Origin of the sequence: Micromonospora sp. WMMC264 (assembly GCF_027497275.1) — a bacterium.
GTDB classification, from domain to species: Bacteria; Actinomycetota; Actinomycetes; order Mycobacteriales; family Micromonosporaceae; genus Micromonospora; species Micromonospora chalcea.
Genome location: NZ_CP114907.1, coordinates 1,968,877 through 1,984,859 on the forward strand (window position 1 = coordinate 1,968,877; position 15,983 = coordinate 1,984,859).

Sequence of the window (15,983 nt, forward strand, 5' to 3'; positions counted from 1 at the left end):
CGGTCACCGGTCAAACGCCTGATGGAACCCGGCCGCCCCGGGCGGTGTCATGGAAGCGGACCGACGGCGGAGGCTGCCCTGGACGACGACGACCTCGTCACCCGCGTACGCGCCGGCGACCGGGAGGCGTACGACGCCCTGGTCGCCCGGCACACCGCGTCCGCGTACCGGACGGCGGTGCTGCTGGGCGCCGGTCCGGACGCCGAGGACGTGGTCCAGGAGGCGTTCGTGAAGGCGTACCGGAAACTGTCCCGCTACCGGGCCGAGGCGTCGTTCCGGTCCTGGCTGCTCGCGATCGTCGCCAACGAGACCCGGAACCTGCACCGGACGCGCAGCCGGCGCGACGGGCTGACGCTGCGCGCGGCGGCGGCGGAACCGGTCGTGGCCGGCGGCGCCGACGACGGGCTCGACGCGGTGCTGGCGGCCGAGCGCCGGGCCGCGCTGGTCGGAGCGCTGCGGCTGCTGCCCGTACGCGACCGCGAGGCGATCGTCTGCCGCTACCTGCTGGACCTCGGCGAGGACGAGACGGCCACGGTGCTGGGGCTGCCCCGGGGCACCGTGAAGTCGCGGACCCACCGGGCGCTGGCGAAGCTGCGTGCCCTGCTGGACCGGGAGGTGGCGCACCGTGGATGACCTGGAGCGGGAGCTGCGTGACCTGACCGGCTGGCTGGAGCCGGCGCGGACGCCCGACGTCACCGCGCGGGTCCGCGCCCGGCTCGACGCGCCCGCGCCGCGCCGCCGTCGGCGGTACGTGCTGGCCACCGTGCTCGCCGCGCTGCTCGTGGTGGCGCTGCCGCCGGGCCGCGCCGCGCTCGCCGACGCGGTGACCGGGCTGCTGCGGTTCTCCGGCGTGGTCATCGACTCCGCGCCCGCCCCGCCGCCGACCGGCACGCCCTCGCCACTGCCCGCGCAGCGGCACGTCGCCCTCGCCGAGGCGCAACGCCAGGTCCGCTTCCCGATCCGGGTGCCGTCCCGCCTGGGCGCGCCGGAACGGGTGCTGATGGCCGACCCGGACGGCGCCGGCGGCCACCGGGTGGTCAGCCTGCTCTACCGGGGCGGCACGGTACGGCTGGACGCCTTCGACGGCTCGCTCGACATCGTGTTCCACAAGCGGTCCCTCGGCGCGGACGTGACGCTCACCCAGGTCGGTGGCGAGTTCGCGATCTGGGTCGGCGGTCCGCACGCGCTGGCGTACGTGGACCGGTCGGGCACGGAACGGGTCGCCACCGCGCGGTTGTCCGCGGCCACGCTCATCTGGGAGCAGGGCGGGCTGAGTTACCGGCTGGAGGGCGACCTCACCCGTGAGCAGGCGCTGGACGTCGCGGCCTCGCTCCGGTGAGCGACGGGAACCCGGCGGCCCCGGCCGGTGTCCTGTTGACGAGAGCCGTCGACGGGGAGGCCGCGATGTTCGTTGCGAGAAGAGTCCTGCTGGTGCCGGTCCTGCTGCTGGCCGGGTGCTCCGGTCCGGCCACGGTCCCGGCCGGAGCGCCGGTGACCTCGGCGCCGGCGGCCACCGAGCCGGCCGCGCCGGCGGCCTGCGCCGAACGGGTGGAGACCGGCCGGTTGCCGGACTGGGCGGACGCCGGGTTCACCGGCGACACCCGGATGCGGCACGTCTTCGGCGCCCGGGGCGACATCGTGGCGATCCTGTTCGCGTACCCGCTCGTGCACGCCCGGGGCGACGGTGCGAACAACAAGATCCTCTGGGTGGCGCGTCCCGAGGAAGGCCGCTCCGAGCCGGCGCCGCGGACGCCTCTGGTGATCACCGCGACCCGGGACGGGACGGGCGCCCCGGTCGTCCGCGAGGTGGACGGCGGGCCCGGGCCGTCCATCGTCGACCTGCCGGCCGCCGGGTGCTGGCGGCTGCGGCTGGACTGGTCCGGCCGCACCGACACGATGGATCTGGTCTACCGGCCGGGACCCGGCTGACCGGCATGGCCGCCGCCGGCGCGGGTAACGCTGCGTCATGGCGAAGTACACCGAGCCGGAACTGCGCGAGCGCCTCAAGGCCGAGATCCGCGCCTCCGACAAGGGCGGACGGCCGGGGCAGTGGTCGGCCCGCAAGTCGCAGCTGCTGACGAACGAGTACAAGAAGGCCGGCGGGGGATTCGAGGGACCGAAGGACGCACGGCAGCGCTCGCTGCAGCGCTGGGGCGGCGAGAAGTGGCAGACCCGCAGCGGTGACACGCGCGCCCGCAACGGCGGCGAGACCCGTCGTTACCTGCCCGAACAGGCGTGGAAGGAGCTGTCGGAGGAGCAGCGGCGCGACACCGACACGCGCAAGCGTCGCGCGTCGCGCTCCGGCCGCCAGTACGTGCCGAACACCGGCCCGGCGAAGCGGGCCCGCCGGGACGCCACCGCCGCGGAGCAGATGACCGAGCTGCCGGTGACCGAGGCGGTCAAGCTCGTGCGCGACCTCGACACCCGTCAGCTCGACGCGGCGCTGCGCCGGGAACGACGTGGCAAGGCCCGCAAGACGCTCATCGGACGGCTGGAGTCGGAACTGGGCCGCCGCCGGGCGGCGTGAGCGTGATCCCGTGGCGTACCGCGACGCAGGGGCCGGCCCGAAGGCCGGCCCCTGCGCGCGACAGTCAGCGGCGCGGGTGCTGCGGGATGCGCGGCAGCACGTAGGGCGGACCGGAGAACATCAGGTCTGCCTTGAGCTCGTGGTAGGCGAGCTTGGGCTGGTAGTTCTCGTCGTACACGGTGGCCAGGCCCTCCGGCGGGTCGGAGAACGCGCCGGGCACCCAGGAGTGCTTGTCGGTGAAGCCCCAGAGCGTGAACGACAGGCAGTGCCGCTCGGCCAGGCACGCCTGCATCAGCACGCTGAAGCCCGCCGCGGACGCCTGCAGGCGCGGGTTGATCTCGGCGGAGTCGCCGGCCTCCACCCCGTCGGTGATCTGGCTGCGCACGTCCACCTCGGTGAGCGCCGTGGCCAGCCCGAGCCCGGCGAACTTGCGCAGGGCCGCGACCACCTGGAGCGTGCTGAAGTTGCCGTACTGGGTGCCCAGGTGGCCCTGCGCGCCCACGCCGTCGATCGGCACGCCCTTGGCCCGCAGGTCACGGACCATGTTGTAGACGAACTGCGTCTTGTCGTCGGCCGGGTTGCCGGAGCCGAACGCCTCGATGTTGTAGTCGTTGTAGAACAGCAGCGCCTTCGGGTCGGCGGCGCGGGCCCAGCGGAACGCGTCGGCGAGGTAGCCGGGCCCGAGGTTCTGCGCCCAGAACCCCTTGTAGTGCAGGGTGGACGGGGTGTCCCAGGGGTCGCTGACCGCCTCGTTCACCACGTCCCACTGCCAGATCTTGCCCTTGAAGTGGGTGACCACCGCGGTGATGTGGTTGCGCAGGATCTGGCGCAGCTCGGCCTTGCTGATCGAGCCGTCCGCGACGCCGCTGGTCAGCCACGCCGGCAGCTGGTTGTGCCAGACCAGCACGTGGCCCCGGACCCGCTGGTTGTTCTTGCGGGCGAACTCGATCAGCTCGTCGGCCGGACCCCAGTTGTAGGTGCCGCGGGTGGGCTCCAGGCTCTCCCACTTCATCACGTTCTCGGCGGTGACGGTGGAGAACTCGGACGCGGCCAGCTCGCGGTACCGCGGCTCGGCGGCGTCGTTGAGGGCCGCCATGTCCACTGCGGTGCCCACGTACAGGCCGTGGCGCTTGGCCAGCTCGCGCAGGCTCTGCGCGGCCGGGTCGTACGGGCGTCCCGCCGTCGCGGGGACGACGTTGAGGGCGGTGGCGGTCACGACGGCGACCGCGCCGGCGGCGAGCCAGCGTCTCAGCTTCATCTCGTTCCTTCCGGGCAGGTGCGCTCGGCCCGAGGGCCGGCGGTGGCGGTGCCGGGGCCGCCGCGACGTGGAACGGAGCGGCGGGTGCCCGGGCGGGCGGTGCGGCTTCCGAAACTTCCGGGGCATCTTCCGGAAGTAGCCCGAAACCTTACGGACCTCGATAGCCGCCCGTCAATCGCCGTTCGGGTAGGAGCGGGGCGTATCAGCGCAGGGGCGCGCAGGAGGCCCGCACGACCAGCTCGGTGGGGAGCTGGATGTGGGTCTCCCGCTCGGCGCCGGCGATCAGGTCGATCAGCAGGCGCAGTGACTCGGCGCCCATGCGTTGCAGCGGCTGCCGGATCGTGGTGAGCGGCGGGTCGACCAGCGCCGACTCGGGGATGTTGTCGAAGCCGATGACCGACAGGTCGTCCGGTACGCGCAGGCCGAGGTCGCGGGCGACGTCCACGGTGGAGATGGCGGAGAGGTCGTTGCCGGCGAAGATCGCGGTCGGCCGGTCGGGGAGGGCGAGCAGTTCGGCAGCCGTGCTGGCGGCGCTCTCGGTGCGGAAGCCGCCCACCCGCACCAGCCGCTCGTCCACCGGCGTGCCCGCGTCGGCCATCGCCTTGCGGAACCCGGCCTCGCGCAGGCGGGCCGACTCCAGGTCGGGGCGGCCGCTGATGTGCGCGATCCGGCGGTGCCCGAGCGACAGCAGGTAGTCGGTGGCCAGCACCGCGCCGGCGAAGTTGTCGGAGTCGACAGTGGGCAGGCCGGACGGGCCGGTGTGCGGGTCGACGGCCACCACGTGGAAACCGTGCTTGGTCTCGACCACCGTCGGCGTCACGATCACCGCGCCGTCGATGAGCGTGCCGGACAGGCGTGCCAGCGAGCGCCGCTCCCACCCTATGGCCGCGCCCTTGCCGTCCCCGCTGGAGTAGGCGAGCAGTTGGTAGCCGCTGCCGGCGACCTCGCGGGAGGCGCCCTTGAGCAGCTCGGTGGAGAACGGCTCGAACTCGGCGACCAGGATGCCCAGCACGTTCGTCCGGTGGCTGCGCAGGCTCTGCGCCCCCAGGCTGGCCTCGTATCCGAGTTCGTGGATGACCTGCTGGACGCGCTCGACGGTGGCCTGTGCGACGCCGTACCGACCATTGACAACCTTCGATACGGTTGCCACCGAGACGCCGGCTGTGCGGGCCACGTCTGACATCTTGACGCGCTGCGGGAACACCACGCCGACGATGATAGAGGGCCTTCCCAGGGTGATCGAAGACGTTTTCGAAAACGTTATCGATACCGATTGACTTCACGTTACGGCCCTGTAAAACTCCCCGGCAGGTAACCCGACTAAGTGGTCGAGGAGACATCTATGGCGATGAAGCGCCGTGCTGGCGCCGTCCTGGCACTGTTTGTGACAAGCGCTCTGCTGGCCTCCGCGTGCAGTGGAGGTGGCGACGACGACAAGGCCGCCGAGAGCGAGCTGTACAAGAACCCGGTGACGCTGACCTGGTGGCACAACGCCTCGCAGGACGGGCCCGGCAAGACGTACTGGGAGAAGGTCGCCAAGGACTTCTCCGCGGCCCACCCGACCGTCAAGATCGAGATCGAGGCGATCGAGACGAACCAGCTCCAGCGCACCCGGCTGCCCGCCGCGCTGCTGAGCAACGACCCGCCGGACATCTTCCAGGCGTGGGGTGGCGGCGAGATGCGCGAGCAGGTCGAGGCCGACTACCTCAAGGACATCACCGACCAGGTGAAGAGCGAGGTCGCCGACATCGGCAGCGCCTCCGAGATCTGGCAGGTGGAGGGCAAGCAGTACGGCCTGCCGTTCCGGATGGGCATCGAAGGCGTCTGGTACAACAAGGACATGTTCGCGAAGGCGGGCATCACGGCGCCGCCGACCACCTTCGAGGAACTCAACGCCGCGGTCACCAAGCTCAAGGCCATCAACGTCATCCCGATCGCCCTGGGCGCCGGGGACAAGTGGCCGGCCGCGCACTGGTGGTACAACTTCGCGCTGCGGGCCTGCTCGGTCGACACGCTGAAGAAGGCGACCAAGGACCGGACCTTCGACGACCCGTGTTTCGTCAAGGCCGGCCAGGACCTGAAGAGCTTCATCGACACCAAGCCGTTCCAGAACAACTTCATCGCCACGCCGGGCCAGAACGACCCGACCAGCGCCAACGGTCTGCTCGCCAACGGCAAGGCCGCGATGGAGCTGATGGGCGACTGGAACCGTGGCACCCTGGACACCGTCGCCACGGACAAGGCGGCCCTGGGCAAGTTCCTGGGCTGGTTCCCGGTGCCGGCGATCTCCGGCTCCGCCGGTGACCCGAAGGCGGCCCTCGGCGGCGGCGACGGCTTCGCCTGCTCGAAGAACGCCCCGGCAGAGTGCGTCGAGTTCCTCAAGTACATCGTCAGCCCCGAGGTGCAGAAGGGCTACGCCGCCACCGGCACCGGCCTGCCGGTTGCCAAGGGCGCCGCCGACGGCGTCACCGACCCGGCGCTGAAGTCCATCCTAGAGGCCACCTCCTCGGCCACCTACGTGCAGCTCTGGCTGGACACGGCCTTCGGCAGCACCGTCGGCACCGCGATGAACGACGCGATCGTCGCGATCTTCGCCGGCAACGGGACACCTGAGAAGGTCGTCTCGGCCATGAAGGCGGCCGCAAGCAAGTGACGTCCGCATCGCAGACCCGTACGCCCGCCGACGGCGCTCTCGCGCCGCCGGCGGGCCTCCGGCCCGGCGCACGAGCCGCCTCACGCCGCGCCGAGACCCGCCGCAAGTGGTACGAGATCATCGGCCTGACGACGCCGGCGGTCCTCATCTACGTGCTGTTCGTGCTGGTGCCGATGGGCTTCGCGTTCTACTACAGCCTGTTCCGCTGGCGCGGGGTCGGGCCGCCCACCGAGTACGTCGGCTTCCGTAACTACACGCTCGCGTTCCAGGACCCGATCTTCCTCGACGCGCTGCGCAACAACGCCATCATCGTCTTCGGATCGCTGCTCATCCAGGGGCCCGTCGCGCTCGGCATCGCCCTGCTGCTCAACCGCCGCTTCCGCGGGCGCTCCGCGTTCCGCCTGCTGGTCTTCGTGCCGTACGTGCTCGCCGAGGTCACCGTCGGCATCATGTGGAAGCTGATCCTGACCGACGGCGGCACGCTCGACGCGCTGCTGCGGTCGGTCGGGCTGGGCGGGCTGGTGCAGGCGTGGCTGGCCGACCTCGACGTGGTCATCTGGACCCTGCTGTTCGTGCTCACCTGGAAGTACGTCGGCTTCGCCATCATCCTGCTGCTCGCCGGCCTGTCGAACGTGCCGCCCGAGCTGAACGAGGCCGCCGAGATCGACGGCGCGAGCTGGTGGCAGATCCAGCGTCACGTCACGTTGCCACTGCTCGGCCCGACCATCCGGATCTGGATGTTCCTGTCGATGATCGGCTCGTTGCAGGTCTTCGACATGGTCTGGGTGACCTCCGTGCCCGCGGTGCGGTCGCTCGGCGCCTCGGCCACCATGGCGACGTACATGGTGGACAACGGCTTCTTCGCCCGGCTGTGGGGCTACGGCAACGCGGTCGCCGTGATCCTGTTCGCCATCTCGTTCGTCGCGGCGCTGCTGTTCCAGCGGTTCCTGCTCAGCCGCGACATCGAGGGCGCCATCACCCGGAAGGGGAAGTGACAGTGGCCGTGAACTCCGTACCCGCCCCCTCGGCCGGGCGCCGTCCGGTGCAGTGGAGCTCGCCGCTGACGTACGCGATCGCGCTCGCGGTCGCGGCCGTGTCGATCGCCCCCGTCGTGTACGTCATCGTCGGTGGCTTCCGGACCACGCCGCAGATCGTGAACGACCCGGCCGGCCTGCCCGACCCGTGGGTCTGGGACAACTACTACCGGGTGCTCACGCAGAGCGACTTCTGGCGGCAGGCGTTCAACAGCGCGGTGATCGCTCTGGGCACCACGCTCGGCGTGGTGGTGCTCGGCATGGCCGCCGCGTTCGTGCTCGCCCGGTACTCGTTCCGGGGGCGTGAATGGCTCTACACGTTCTTCACGCTCGGTCTGCTCTTCCCGGCCGGCGCGGCGATCCTGCCGCTGTACCTCCTGCTGCGTGACCTGAGCCTGATCAACTCCTACTACGCGGTGATCCTTCCGCAGGTCGCCTTCTCGCTGCCGCTGACGATCGTCATCCTGCGGCCGTTCCTGTCGGCCATCCCGCGGGAGCTGGAGGACGCGGCCGCCATCGACGGCGCCGGCCGGCTCGGCTTCCTCTGGCGGATCGTGCTGCCGCTGTCGCGGCCCGCGATCGTCACCGTCGGTATCCTCGCGTTCGTGGCGAGCTGGAACGCGTTCCTCCTGCCGCTGCTCGTCCTCGGGGACGTCAACCTGCACACCCTGCCGCTGGGCGTGCAGAACTTCTCCAGCCAGTACACCACCGACACCGCGGGCGTCCTCGCCTTCACCTCACTGGCGATGCTGCCGGCGCTGCTGTTCTTCACCCTCGCGGAGAAGCAGATCGTGGGCGGGCTCCAGGGCGCGGTCAAGGGCTGAGCGGCAGCAGCACCAGCACAACCAATGGAAAGGCACACCATGACAGGGGTCCACGCGGTGGTGGACGGGCCGGTACCGGCCCAGGCAGATTCGGACCACGACCGGTCGGACGGGCACGACGCCGAGACGCGCGTACGGGAACTGCTCGCTCGCATGACGACCGAGGAGAAGATCGCGCAGCTCGTCGGGTTCTGGGAGAAGGAGGACGGTGAGGCGGTCGCGCCCCTGCAGGGCGAGTTCGCCGACAGCGGCCGGCTCGAAGACTTCGCCCGGCACGGGCTGGGTCACCTCACCCGTCCCTACGGCACCCGCCCGGTCGATTCCGCGGCCCGCGCGGCCTGGCTGTGGAAGTTCCAGCGGGACCTGGTGACCGGTACCCGGCTGGGCATCCCGGCCATCGTGCACGAGGAGTGCCTGACCGGCCTGTCGGCCTGGAAGGCGGCCACCTTCCCGACGCCGCTTGCCTGGGGCGCCGCGTTCGACCCCGAGCTGGTCACCGAGATGGCGGCGGCGATCGGGGCCTCGATGCGCGCGCTCGGCATCCACCAGGGACTGTCCCCGGTGCTGGACGTGATCCGGGACCCGCGCTGGGGCCGGGTCGACGAGTGCATCGCCGAGGATCCGTACCTCGTGGGCACCATCGGCACCTCGTACGTGCGGGGACTGCAGTCGCAGGGCGTGCTCGCGACGCTGAAGCACTTCGCCGGCTACTCCGCCTCGCGGGCCGGGCGCAACTTCGGCCCGGTGCACGCCGGTCCCCGGGAACTCGCCGACGTGCTGCTGCCGCCGTTCGAGATGGCGATCCGCGACGGCGACGCGCGCAGCGTCATGCACTCGTACGCCGAGATCGACGGCGTGCCGGTCGCCGCCGACCCGACCATGCTCACCGACCTGCTGCGGGACCGGTGGGGGTTCGACGGCACCGTGGTGGCCGACTACTACGGCGTCGCCTTCCTCAACCTGCTGCACCACGTCGCGGCCGACCACGCGGACGCGGCGGCGCAGGCGCTGGCCGCGGGCCTGGACATCGAGTTGCCCACCGGCGACGCCTTCCTGACGCTGACCGAGTCGGTGCGGGCCGGCACTGTCGACGAGGCGCTGGTCGACCGGGCGGTGTTGCGCGTGCTGCGCCAGAAGCAGGAACTCGGGCTGCTCGACGCCACGTTCGCCGACGAGCCGCCGGGTGCCGTGGACCTCGACTCGCCGGAGCACCGGTCGATCGCGCGCCGGCTCGCCGAGGAGTCGATCGTCCTGGTCGCCAACGAGGGCGTGCTCCCGCTGCCGGCGGGCCGCCGGGTGGCGGTGGTCGGCCCGAACGCCGACCGGCAGGGCGCGTTGTTCGGCTGCTATTCCTTCCTCAACCACGTGCTGGCCCATCACCCGGGCGTGGAGACCGGCTTCGAGGTGCCGACCGTCCTGGAGGCGGTGCGCGCCGAGTTCGGCGCCGACCGGGTCACCTTCGCGGCCGGCTGCGAGGTGGACTCGGCGGACCGGTCCGGCTTCGACGAGGCGGTCGCCGTCGCGTCCGCCGCCGACGTGGCGGTCCTCGTGGTCGGCGACCACGCCAGCCTGTTCGGCCGCGGCACGGTCGGGGAGGGCTGCGACCGGGACGACCTGGAGCTGCCCGGCGTGCAGCGCCAGCTCGTCGAGGCGGTGCTGGACACCGGCACCCCGGTCGTCCTGGTGCTGCTGACCGGCCGGCCGTACGCGCTGGGCTGGGCGCTGACCCGGTGCGCGGCGGTGCTGCAGACGTTCTTCCCGGGCGAGGAGGGCGCCGGGGCGATCGCGGGTGTGCTCTCCGGGCGGGTCAACCCGTCCGGCCGGCTGCCGGTCACCCTGCCCGGCTCGGCCGGCGCGCAGCCGTACTCGTACCTGCACCCGGAGCTGGGGGCGGGCACGAACGGCACCAACCTGCCGGCGACGCCGGTGGCGCCGTTCGGTCACGGGCTGTCCTACACCACGTTCGCGTACACCGACCTGACCGTGCCGGCCGAGGTGCCGGCCGACGGGGCGCTGCGGGTGTCGGTGCGGGTCACGAACACCGGCGCGGTCGCCGGTGACGACGTGGTGCAGCTCTACGGCCGGGACCTGGTCGCCTCGGTGACCCGGCCGGTGGCGCAGCTGCTCGGCTACCGGCGGGTGCGTCTGGAGCCGGGGGCCTCGGTCACCGTCGAGCTGAGCGTGCCGACCACGCGGCTGGCCTTCACCGACCGCACGCTCACCCGCGTGGTGGAGCCCGGGGAGGTCGACGTCTGGGTGGGTACGAGCGCCCGGCGCGACGTCCAGGCGCGGACCACGCTGACCGGCGACACCGTCGAGATCACCGCCGCCTCGCCCCGCTGGACGACCACCGACCTCCGCTGAACGGGGTCCGCCGGTCGTCCACGGGGCGGACGGCGGACCCTTTCAGCCCATATTGGCGTTATGTCGATTTTGGCTCAGTAGGCTCCAGGATGTCATCCAGCCCCGGCTGGATCCCGGTCGCCGGCACCCACAGGGATGCGTGAGTCACGATGATGGACGCGGACACCATGGTCCTGCCCCGGATCGGGGACGCCGCGGTCGAGGACCCCTGGGGCGAGGACCGTCCGCGCCGCTCCACCGCCCGCGCCGCGACCGCCGCCGTGACCCGGTGGCGGATCGCGGCGTGGCTGCTGCCCGCGGTCCTGACCGGCGCGCTCGGCGCGACCCGGATCGCGACAGCGGGTCCGAGCGCCGGGGAGTCGGCGGCCCGCCGGGCGGCGACGTCGCCCTGGCAGGGGATCGGGCTCACCGGCGACGACATCGCGCTCGGGCCGTACCACCTGCTCCTGCGCGGCTGGGCGGAGCTGTTCGGCGCGACGGACCTCGCGCTGCGCGTACCGTCGCTGCTGGCCATGGTCGGGGCCGCGGCGCTCGTCGGCGCGCTCGCCACCCGGATCGCCACGCCCGCCGCCGGCCTGCTGGCCGGCCTGATCTTCGCGGCGCTGCCGACCTCGATCCGGTACGCGCAGCAGGCACAGCCGTACGCCCTGGCGGTGTTCGCCGCCGTGCTCGCCACCTGGCTGCTGGCGTCCGCGCTCGACCGGCCGCGCCCGCGGCGGCTCGTGCCCTACGCGGGCGCGGTGCTGCTGCTCGGTCTGTGCCAGCCGGTGGCGTTGCTGCTGCTCGCCGCGCACGGCTGGGTCGTGCTGGCGTTCCGCCGCCGGGACACGGTCCGGTGGCTGGCCGCAGTGGCCGTCGGGCTGCTGCCGGTCGCCGCGCTGCTCGCCGTCGGCGTGCGTGACGGCGGGCGCCTGGCGTCCGGCGCGTGGCCCGGCGCCACCGTGCTGGCGGCCACGCCCGGAGAGCTGTTCGGCGTCGTCGCGCTCGGCGGCGTGCTGGCCGGGCTGGCCCTGTTCAGCCTCCCGCTGCGGTACCCGGCCGCGATCTGTACCGCCTGGGCGCTGGTGCCGGCGCTCGGGCTGCTGGCGCTGGCGCAGGCCGCGCCGGTCTGGTCGGCGGTGAACCTGCTGTTCACGGTGCCGGCCTGGGCGGTGCTCGGCGGGGTCGCCCTGGCCCGGGCGCGTGCGGCCGGCGCGCTCGCCGTGCTGGCTCTCGTGGCGCTGCTGGCGGCGGCGGCCCAGCTTCCCGCCTGACCGTCGACGAACGGGCGACGTCTGCCTGATTCGCCCTTTTTGTAGTTGATTGTCGGCTTAGCATTCGGTCGGCTCCTGAGCCTGCAGACCATGGGGGAAACGTGGCCGTCGCCGCCGATACACGCCCGTCCCGCGCCACGACGGCCGGGCCGCCGGGCGGCCGCCCGATCGCGCCCGTCCCGCCCGGGACGCCGGCCGATCCGGACCGCCGGCAGCGCAACGTCCGCGCCCGCCTGGCGTACGCCCGGTGCGGCGCCGTCGCCGGTCCGCTGCGCCCGCCGCGCGGCCCGGACGCGGCGGTCGAGTTCCGCCCCACCGCCTCGGTGGCCGCGCGGGTCGTGCTGACGCTGCTGGTGCTCGTCAACAGCGCCGCCGGGCTCGTCTTCGTCGGCTGGCTGCTGCTGCCCCAGCACGTGCCCGGCCCCGGCGTGGTCGGGCTCGGCGGCTGGCAGACCGCCGCCGCCCGGCTCGCGTTCTGCGTCGTCGTCGGCGTCGAGCTGATCCGCCTGGCGCAGAACGTGGTGGTCTGGGTCTTCGCCTTCCACGCCCGGGACCCGGTGCCGGTCGACCCGCCGGTCGGCCTGCGGGTCGCGCTGCTCACCACCATCGTGCCGAGCAAGGAGCCGCTGGACGTCGCGGAGCGTACGCTGCGCCGGCTCCGGGAGATCGTCTACTGCGGGCACGTCGACGTGTGGATCCTCGACGAGGGCGACGACCCGGCGGTCCGGGCGATGGCCGCGCGGCTGGGCGTACGCCACTTCACCCGCAAGGGCCGGCCCGAGTACAACCGGCCCGGCGGCGAGTTCCGGGCCCGGACCAAGTCCGGCAACCACAACGCCTGGCGGGCCGAGCACGAGCACCGCTACGACGTGGTCGCGAACGTCGACCCGGATCACGTGCCGCTGCCGAACTTCCTGGAACGCACGCTCGGCTACTTCCGCGACCCGGATGTGGCGTTCGTGGTGACGCCCCAGGTGTACGGCAACATGCACCAGAACTTCGTCGCCCACGGCGCCTCCGTGCAGCAGTACCTCTACAACGGCCTGATCGCCCGCGGCGGCAACGGCCTGGACGCGCCGCTGCTCACCGGCACCGGGCACCTCTACCGCCCGGCGGCCTGGCGGACCATCGGCGGCTACCAGGACTCGATCATCGAGGATCACCTCACCAGCATCCGCGTGCACGCCGCCGTCAACCCGGCCACCGGCCGCCGGTGGAAGGGCGTCTACACCCCGGACGTGGTGGCGCTCGGTGAGGGGCCGACGTCCTGGGCGGACTACTTCAACCAGCAGAAGCGCTGGGCCGCCGGGATCTGCGAGATCCTGCTCCGCCGCGAGATGCGTACGCCGCGCGACCTGCCGTCGCGCCGTCGCTGGCAGTACCGCCTGCTCCAGTTCTACTACCCGAGCGTCGCGGTGAGCCTGTTGCTGGGCAACGCCGCCACCGCGCTCTACCTGCTGACCGGCGTCGACGCGGGCCGGCTCGACCCGCAGGTGTGGGCGACGCTGTGGGGCACCACCGTCGGCACCTGGTTCCTGCTCTGGCTCTGGCTGCGGCGCTTCAACATCGCCCCGCACGAACGCGAGGAGGTGGGCATGGCCGGCATGGCGCTCGCCCTGTTCGCCGGGCCGGTCTACGTGGCCGCGGCGGCCGGCGCGCTGCTGCGCCGCCGGCTCGGCTTCGTGGTGACCGCCAAGGGGGCGCTGCGCACTGTGGAGTCCCTGCGCACGTTCCGGCTGCATCTGTGCTGGGCGCTGGCGGCGGCCGGGCTGCTCGCGGCGAGCTTCGCGCTCGGCCACGACTATCCGCTGCTGCGGATCTGGCCGGCGTTGACGCTGCTGACCGGGCTCGCGCCACCGCTGATCGCCTGGGTGGAGGGCCTGCGGGACCGCCGGCGCCGGTCGGCGGAGGCGGCGTGGAAGCAGCCGGCGGCTGAGGGCGGTGTCCCGTGCTGAGGCCGACCGCGCCCCGGGTGGGCCTCGCGCTGGCCGGGTTGCTGCTGCTCGCGTACGCCTTCGTGGTGGCGCCCGGAGCGTGGCGCGACCCGGGCACGGGCGCATCGGCGCACGGGCGCGTCCCGGCGACGCCGCAGGCGAGCGCCGGCGCGCCGGGCGGCGGCCTGTTCCCCCCGGCCGGGCAGGCGTTCTTCGGGGTGATGACCGACAAGGGACCGCACGACTTCGCGCCGGTCGACCGGTTCGTCGAGGCGGCCGGGCGGGCGCCGCAGGTGATGCTCTTCGGCGCCGACTGGGCGTCGGCCGAGTTCGACCGGAGCCTGTTCGACCGGATCGCCGAGCGGGGCATGATGCCCATGCTCGGCTGGGAGCCGTGGGACCACACGGTCGACCTGGCGGCCCGGCGTACCGGCCTGGCGGTCCGGCAGATCGACCGGCTCCGGGCCACCCAGCCGGACTACCGGCTGGACCGGATCGCGCGCGGCGACTTCGACGCCTACCTGCGGTCCTGGGCCGAGGGGGTCCGGTCGCTCGGCTACCCGGTCGCGATCCGCTTCGCGCACGAGATGAACGGCGACTGGTATCCGTGGTGCGAGCGGGCCAACGGCAACCGCCCCGGCGACTACGTGCGGGCCTGGCGGCACGCGCACGACCTCTTCGCCCGGGCCGGCGCCACGAACGTCACCTGGGTGTGGAGCCCGAACGCCCGCTGGGACAAGACGACAGCCGGGCTGACCGGGCTCTACCCGGGTGACGACTACGTCGACTGGGTCGGCGTCACCGGCTACTACGGCACCGGCGCGTTCACCAAGACGTACTGGTCGTTCGACCAGATCTTCGGCCCGACCATCGCCGAGATCCGCAAGGTCACCCGCAGGCCGCTGGTGGTCACCGAGACCGGCGCCGCCGACACCGCCGGACGCAAGGCCCGGTGGATCCGGGAGACGTTCGGCTCCCTGCCCCGGTACCCGGACCTGATCGGGCTGATCTGGTTCGAGGTGGACAAGGAGCAGGACTGGCGCATCGCCGGGTCACCCGCCGCGGCGACCGCGTTCGCCGAGGCGGTGGGCGGCGCGCGCTACGACGTGACCTGGTCGGCGACATCGAGGCCGCGCGCCGGGCCCTGACCCACCCTCCATGTCGGACGGTGCCGCTACTCTCCACGATCATGGATGAGAGAGAGCAGTTCCGGCGGGCGGCGATCGAGCAGGGCGTGCCCGAGGGCGAGGTGGCCCGCTTCGCGGAGCTGATCCGGTTCCGGATCCACGCCTGGCGGCGTGAGGACGGCGTGCACGCCGGGCGGCGGGGCGGGCGGCCGCGGCTGCCGGTGGGCGTGCCGTGGCCCACGTGCCCGGAGGGCACTCCGTTGCCGTTCCTGCTCCGGCTCGACTGCGCGGCGCTGCCCCGGGTGCCCGACCTCGCCCTGCCGGCCGACGGCACGCTGCTGTTCTTCCTCGACCAGGAGGGCGCACAGGACGTCTGCGGCATCGAGAACGAGAAGGCGTACGCGCGGGTCGTGTACGTCCCGGCCGGCTCCGAGACGGTGGACGGTGTGGACGTCCTACCCGCCGGGACCGACCTGGGCCGTTTCCTCGCCCCCGAGCACGAGATGTACGCCGGGCTCCAGGCGGAACTGCCGGACTGGCTGGACCGCTCGGAGGAGTGGCTGTGCGACACCCAGATCAAGCTGCTGCGCGACCTGCCGCACCGCAAGGAGATGGGCGCGCTGCTCGAGCAGCTCTGGCCGGAGCGGGACGGGTGGATTCAGCACGACGTCTTCGTCGGCGGCTACACCATCTCGGCGCAGGATCCGCCCGAGACGTTCATGACGGACCGGGAGCGGATGCAGCAGGCGAGCTCCCTGCCCCGCGCGGAGCGGCTGGTGGCTCAGTACGAGGAGGAGCAGCGGGTGGTGCGCGAGTGGGTGCCGCTGGCCCAGTTCGGCGTACCGGACGAGGAGTACGTCAACGCGCGGTTCCTGATCCGCCACGACGACCTCGCCGCCGGGCGGTTCGACGGGGTGCTGTCCTTCTGCGAGTTCACCGAGTGACAGCCGGGCCGGTTCAGCGTGCGGACCGCCCGCAGTGCCGCCTCCACGTCCTGCCCGCCGCCCGC

At 72.7% G+C, this 15,983-nt stretch carries 14 protein-coding genes; 12 read left to right on the forward strand and 2 right to left on the reverse strand.

Annotated elements, in window-relative coordinates:
- Positions 1 to 21: 21 nt before the first annotated feature.
- From O7542_RS08020 to O7542_RS08035, 4 genes are read left to right on the forward strand one after another with little or no spacing between them, the layout of a single operon-like run.
- Entirely contained in the window at positions 22 to 633 is a 612-nt protein-coding gene (locus O7542_RS08020; RefSeq protein WP_069088477.1) for an RNA polymerase sigma factor, read from the forward strand.
- Positions 626 to 1,339 carry a hypothetical protein gene (locus O7542_RS08025; protein ID WP_281605968.1) on the forward strand — a complete coding sequence of 238 codons (714 nt, stop codon included), beginning with the start codon at positions 626 to 628 and terminating at the stop codon, positions 1,337 to 1,339. The genes O7542_RS08020 and O7542_RS08025 overlap by 8 nt, the downstream gene beginning before the upstream one ends.
- Positions 1,336 to 1,929: a hypothetical protein gene (locus tag O7542_RS08030; protein ID WP_281605969.1), complete on the forward strand. Its 594-nt coding sequence runs from the start codon at positions 1,336 to 1,338 to the stop codon at positions 1,927 to 1,929. Before O7542_RS08025 ends, O7542_RS08030 begins: the two co-directional genes overlap by 4 nt.
- Before the next feature lie 37 nt (positions 1,930 to 1,966).
- Positions 1,967 to 2,527: a DUF5872 domain-containing protein gene (locus tag O7542_RS08035; protein WP_043323404.1), complete on the forward strand. Its 561-nt coding sequence runs from the start codon at positions 1,967 to 1,969 to the stop codon at positions 2,525 to 2,527.
- 64 nt (positions 2,528 to 2,591) lie between these two features.
- Here the strand turns inward: O7542_RS08035 and O7542_RS08040 are convergent, their stop codons facing one another.
- Both O7542_RS08040 and O7542_RS08045 read right to left on the reverse strand, forming a co-directional pair.
- Complete coding sequence (locus tag O7542_RS08040; protein ID WP_043323406.1) at positions 2,592 to 3,785, reverse strand: endo-1,4-beta-xylanase; 1,194 nt, start codon at positions 3,783 to 3,785, stop codon at positions 2,592 to 2,594.
- 202 nt (positions 3,786 to 3,987) lie between these two features.
- The gene (locus tag O7542_RS08045; RefSeq protein ID WP_113972916.1) at positions 3,988 to 4,992 is read right to left on the reverse strand and encodes a LacI family DNA-binding transcriptional regulator; all 1,005 of its coding nucleotides are present in this window, start codon (positions 4,990 to 4,992) and stop codon (positions 3,988 to 3,990) included.
- Between the two features lie 177 nt (positions 4,993 to 5,169).
- Between O7542_RS08045 and O7542_RS08050 the strand changes: the two genes are divergently transcribed.
- The 8 genes from O7542_RS08050 (at position 5,170) to O7542_RS08085 (ending at position 15,918) form a co-directional block, all read left to right on the forward strand.
- On the forward strand, positions 5,170 to 6,438 hold the full coding sequence (locus O7542_RS08050) for an extracellular solute-binding protein (protein ID WP_274478740.1): 1,269 nt from the start codon (positions 5,170 to 5,172) through the stop codon (positions 6,436 to 6,438).
- Positions 6,435 to 7,433 (forward strand): sugar ABC transporter permease, encoded by a 999-nt coding sequence (locus tag O7542_RS08055; RefSeq protein WP_043323411.1) that lies wholly within the window; start codon positions 6,435 to 6,437, stop codon positions 7,431 to 7,433. The genes O7542_RS08050 and O7542_RS08055 overlap by 4 nt, the downstream gene beginning before the upstream one ends.
- On the forward strand, positions 7,430 to 8,296 hold the full coding sequence (locus O7542_RS08060; protein WP_113972915.1) for a carbohydrate ABC transporter permease: 867 nt from the start codon (positions 7,430 to 7,432) through the stop codon (positions 8,294 to 8,296). Before O7542_RS08055 ends, O7542_RS08060 begins: the two co-directional genes overlap by 4 nt.
- Before the next feature lie 39 nt (positions 8,297 to 8,335).
- Positions 8,336 to 10,660, forward strand: coding sequence for a glycoside hydrolase family 3 N-terminal domain-containing protein (locus O7542_RS08065; RefSeq protein ID WP_043323415.1), 2,325 nt, complete (start codon positions 8,336 to 8,338; stop codon positions 10,658 to 10,660).
- 149 nt (positions 10,661 to 10,809) lie between these two features.
- On the forward strand, positions 10,810 to 11,913 hold the full coding sequence (locus O7542_RS08070; RefSeq protein ID WP_064445670.1) for a glycosyltransferase family 39 protein: 1,104 nt from the start codon (positions 10,810 to 10,812) through the stop codon (positions 11,911 to 11,913).
- A gap of 101 nt (positions 11,914 to 12,014) precedes the next feature.
- On the forward strand, positions 12,015 to 13,868 hold the full coding sequence (locus O7542_RS08075; protein WP_281605970.1) for a glycosyltransferase family 2 protein: 1,854 nt from the start codon (positions 12,015 to 12,017) through the stop codon (positions 13,866 to 13,868).
- Complete coding sequence (locus O7542_RS08080; protein WP_281605971.1) at positions 13,862 to 14,995, forward strand: glycosyl hydrolase; 1,134 nt, start codon at positions 13,862 to 13,864, stop codon at positions 14,993 to 14,995. The genes O7542_RS08075 and O7542_RS08080 overlap by 7 nt, the downstream gene beginning before the upstream one ends.
- Before the next feature lie 41 nt (positions 14,996 to 15,036).
- The gene (locus O7542_RS08085; RefSeq protein WP_281605972.1) at positions 15,037 to 15,918 is read left to right on the forward strand and encodes a DUF1963 domain-containing protein; all 882 of its coding nucleotides are present in this window, start codon (positions 15,037 to 15,039) and stop codon (positions 15,916 to 15,918) included.
- The last annotated feature ends 65 nt before the right edge of the window (positions 15,919 to 15,983 follow it).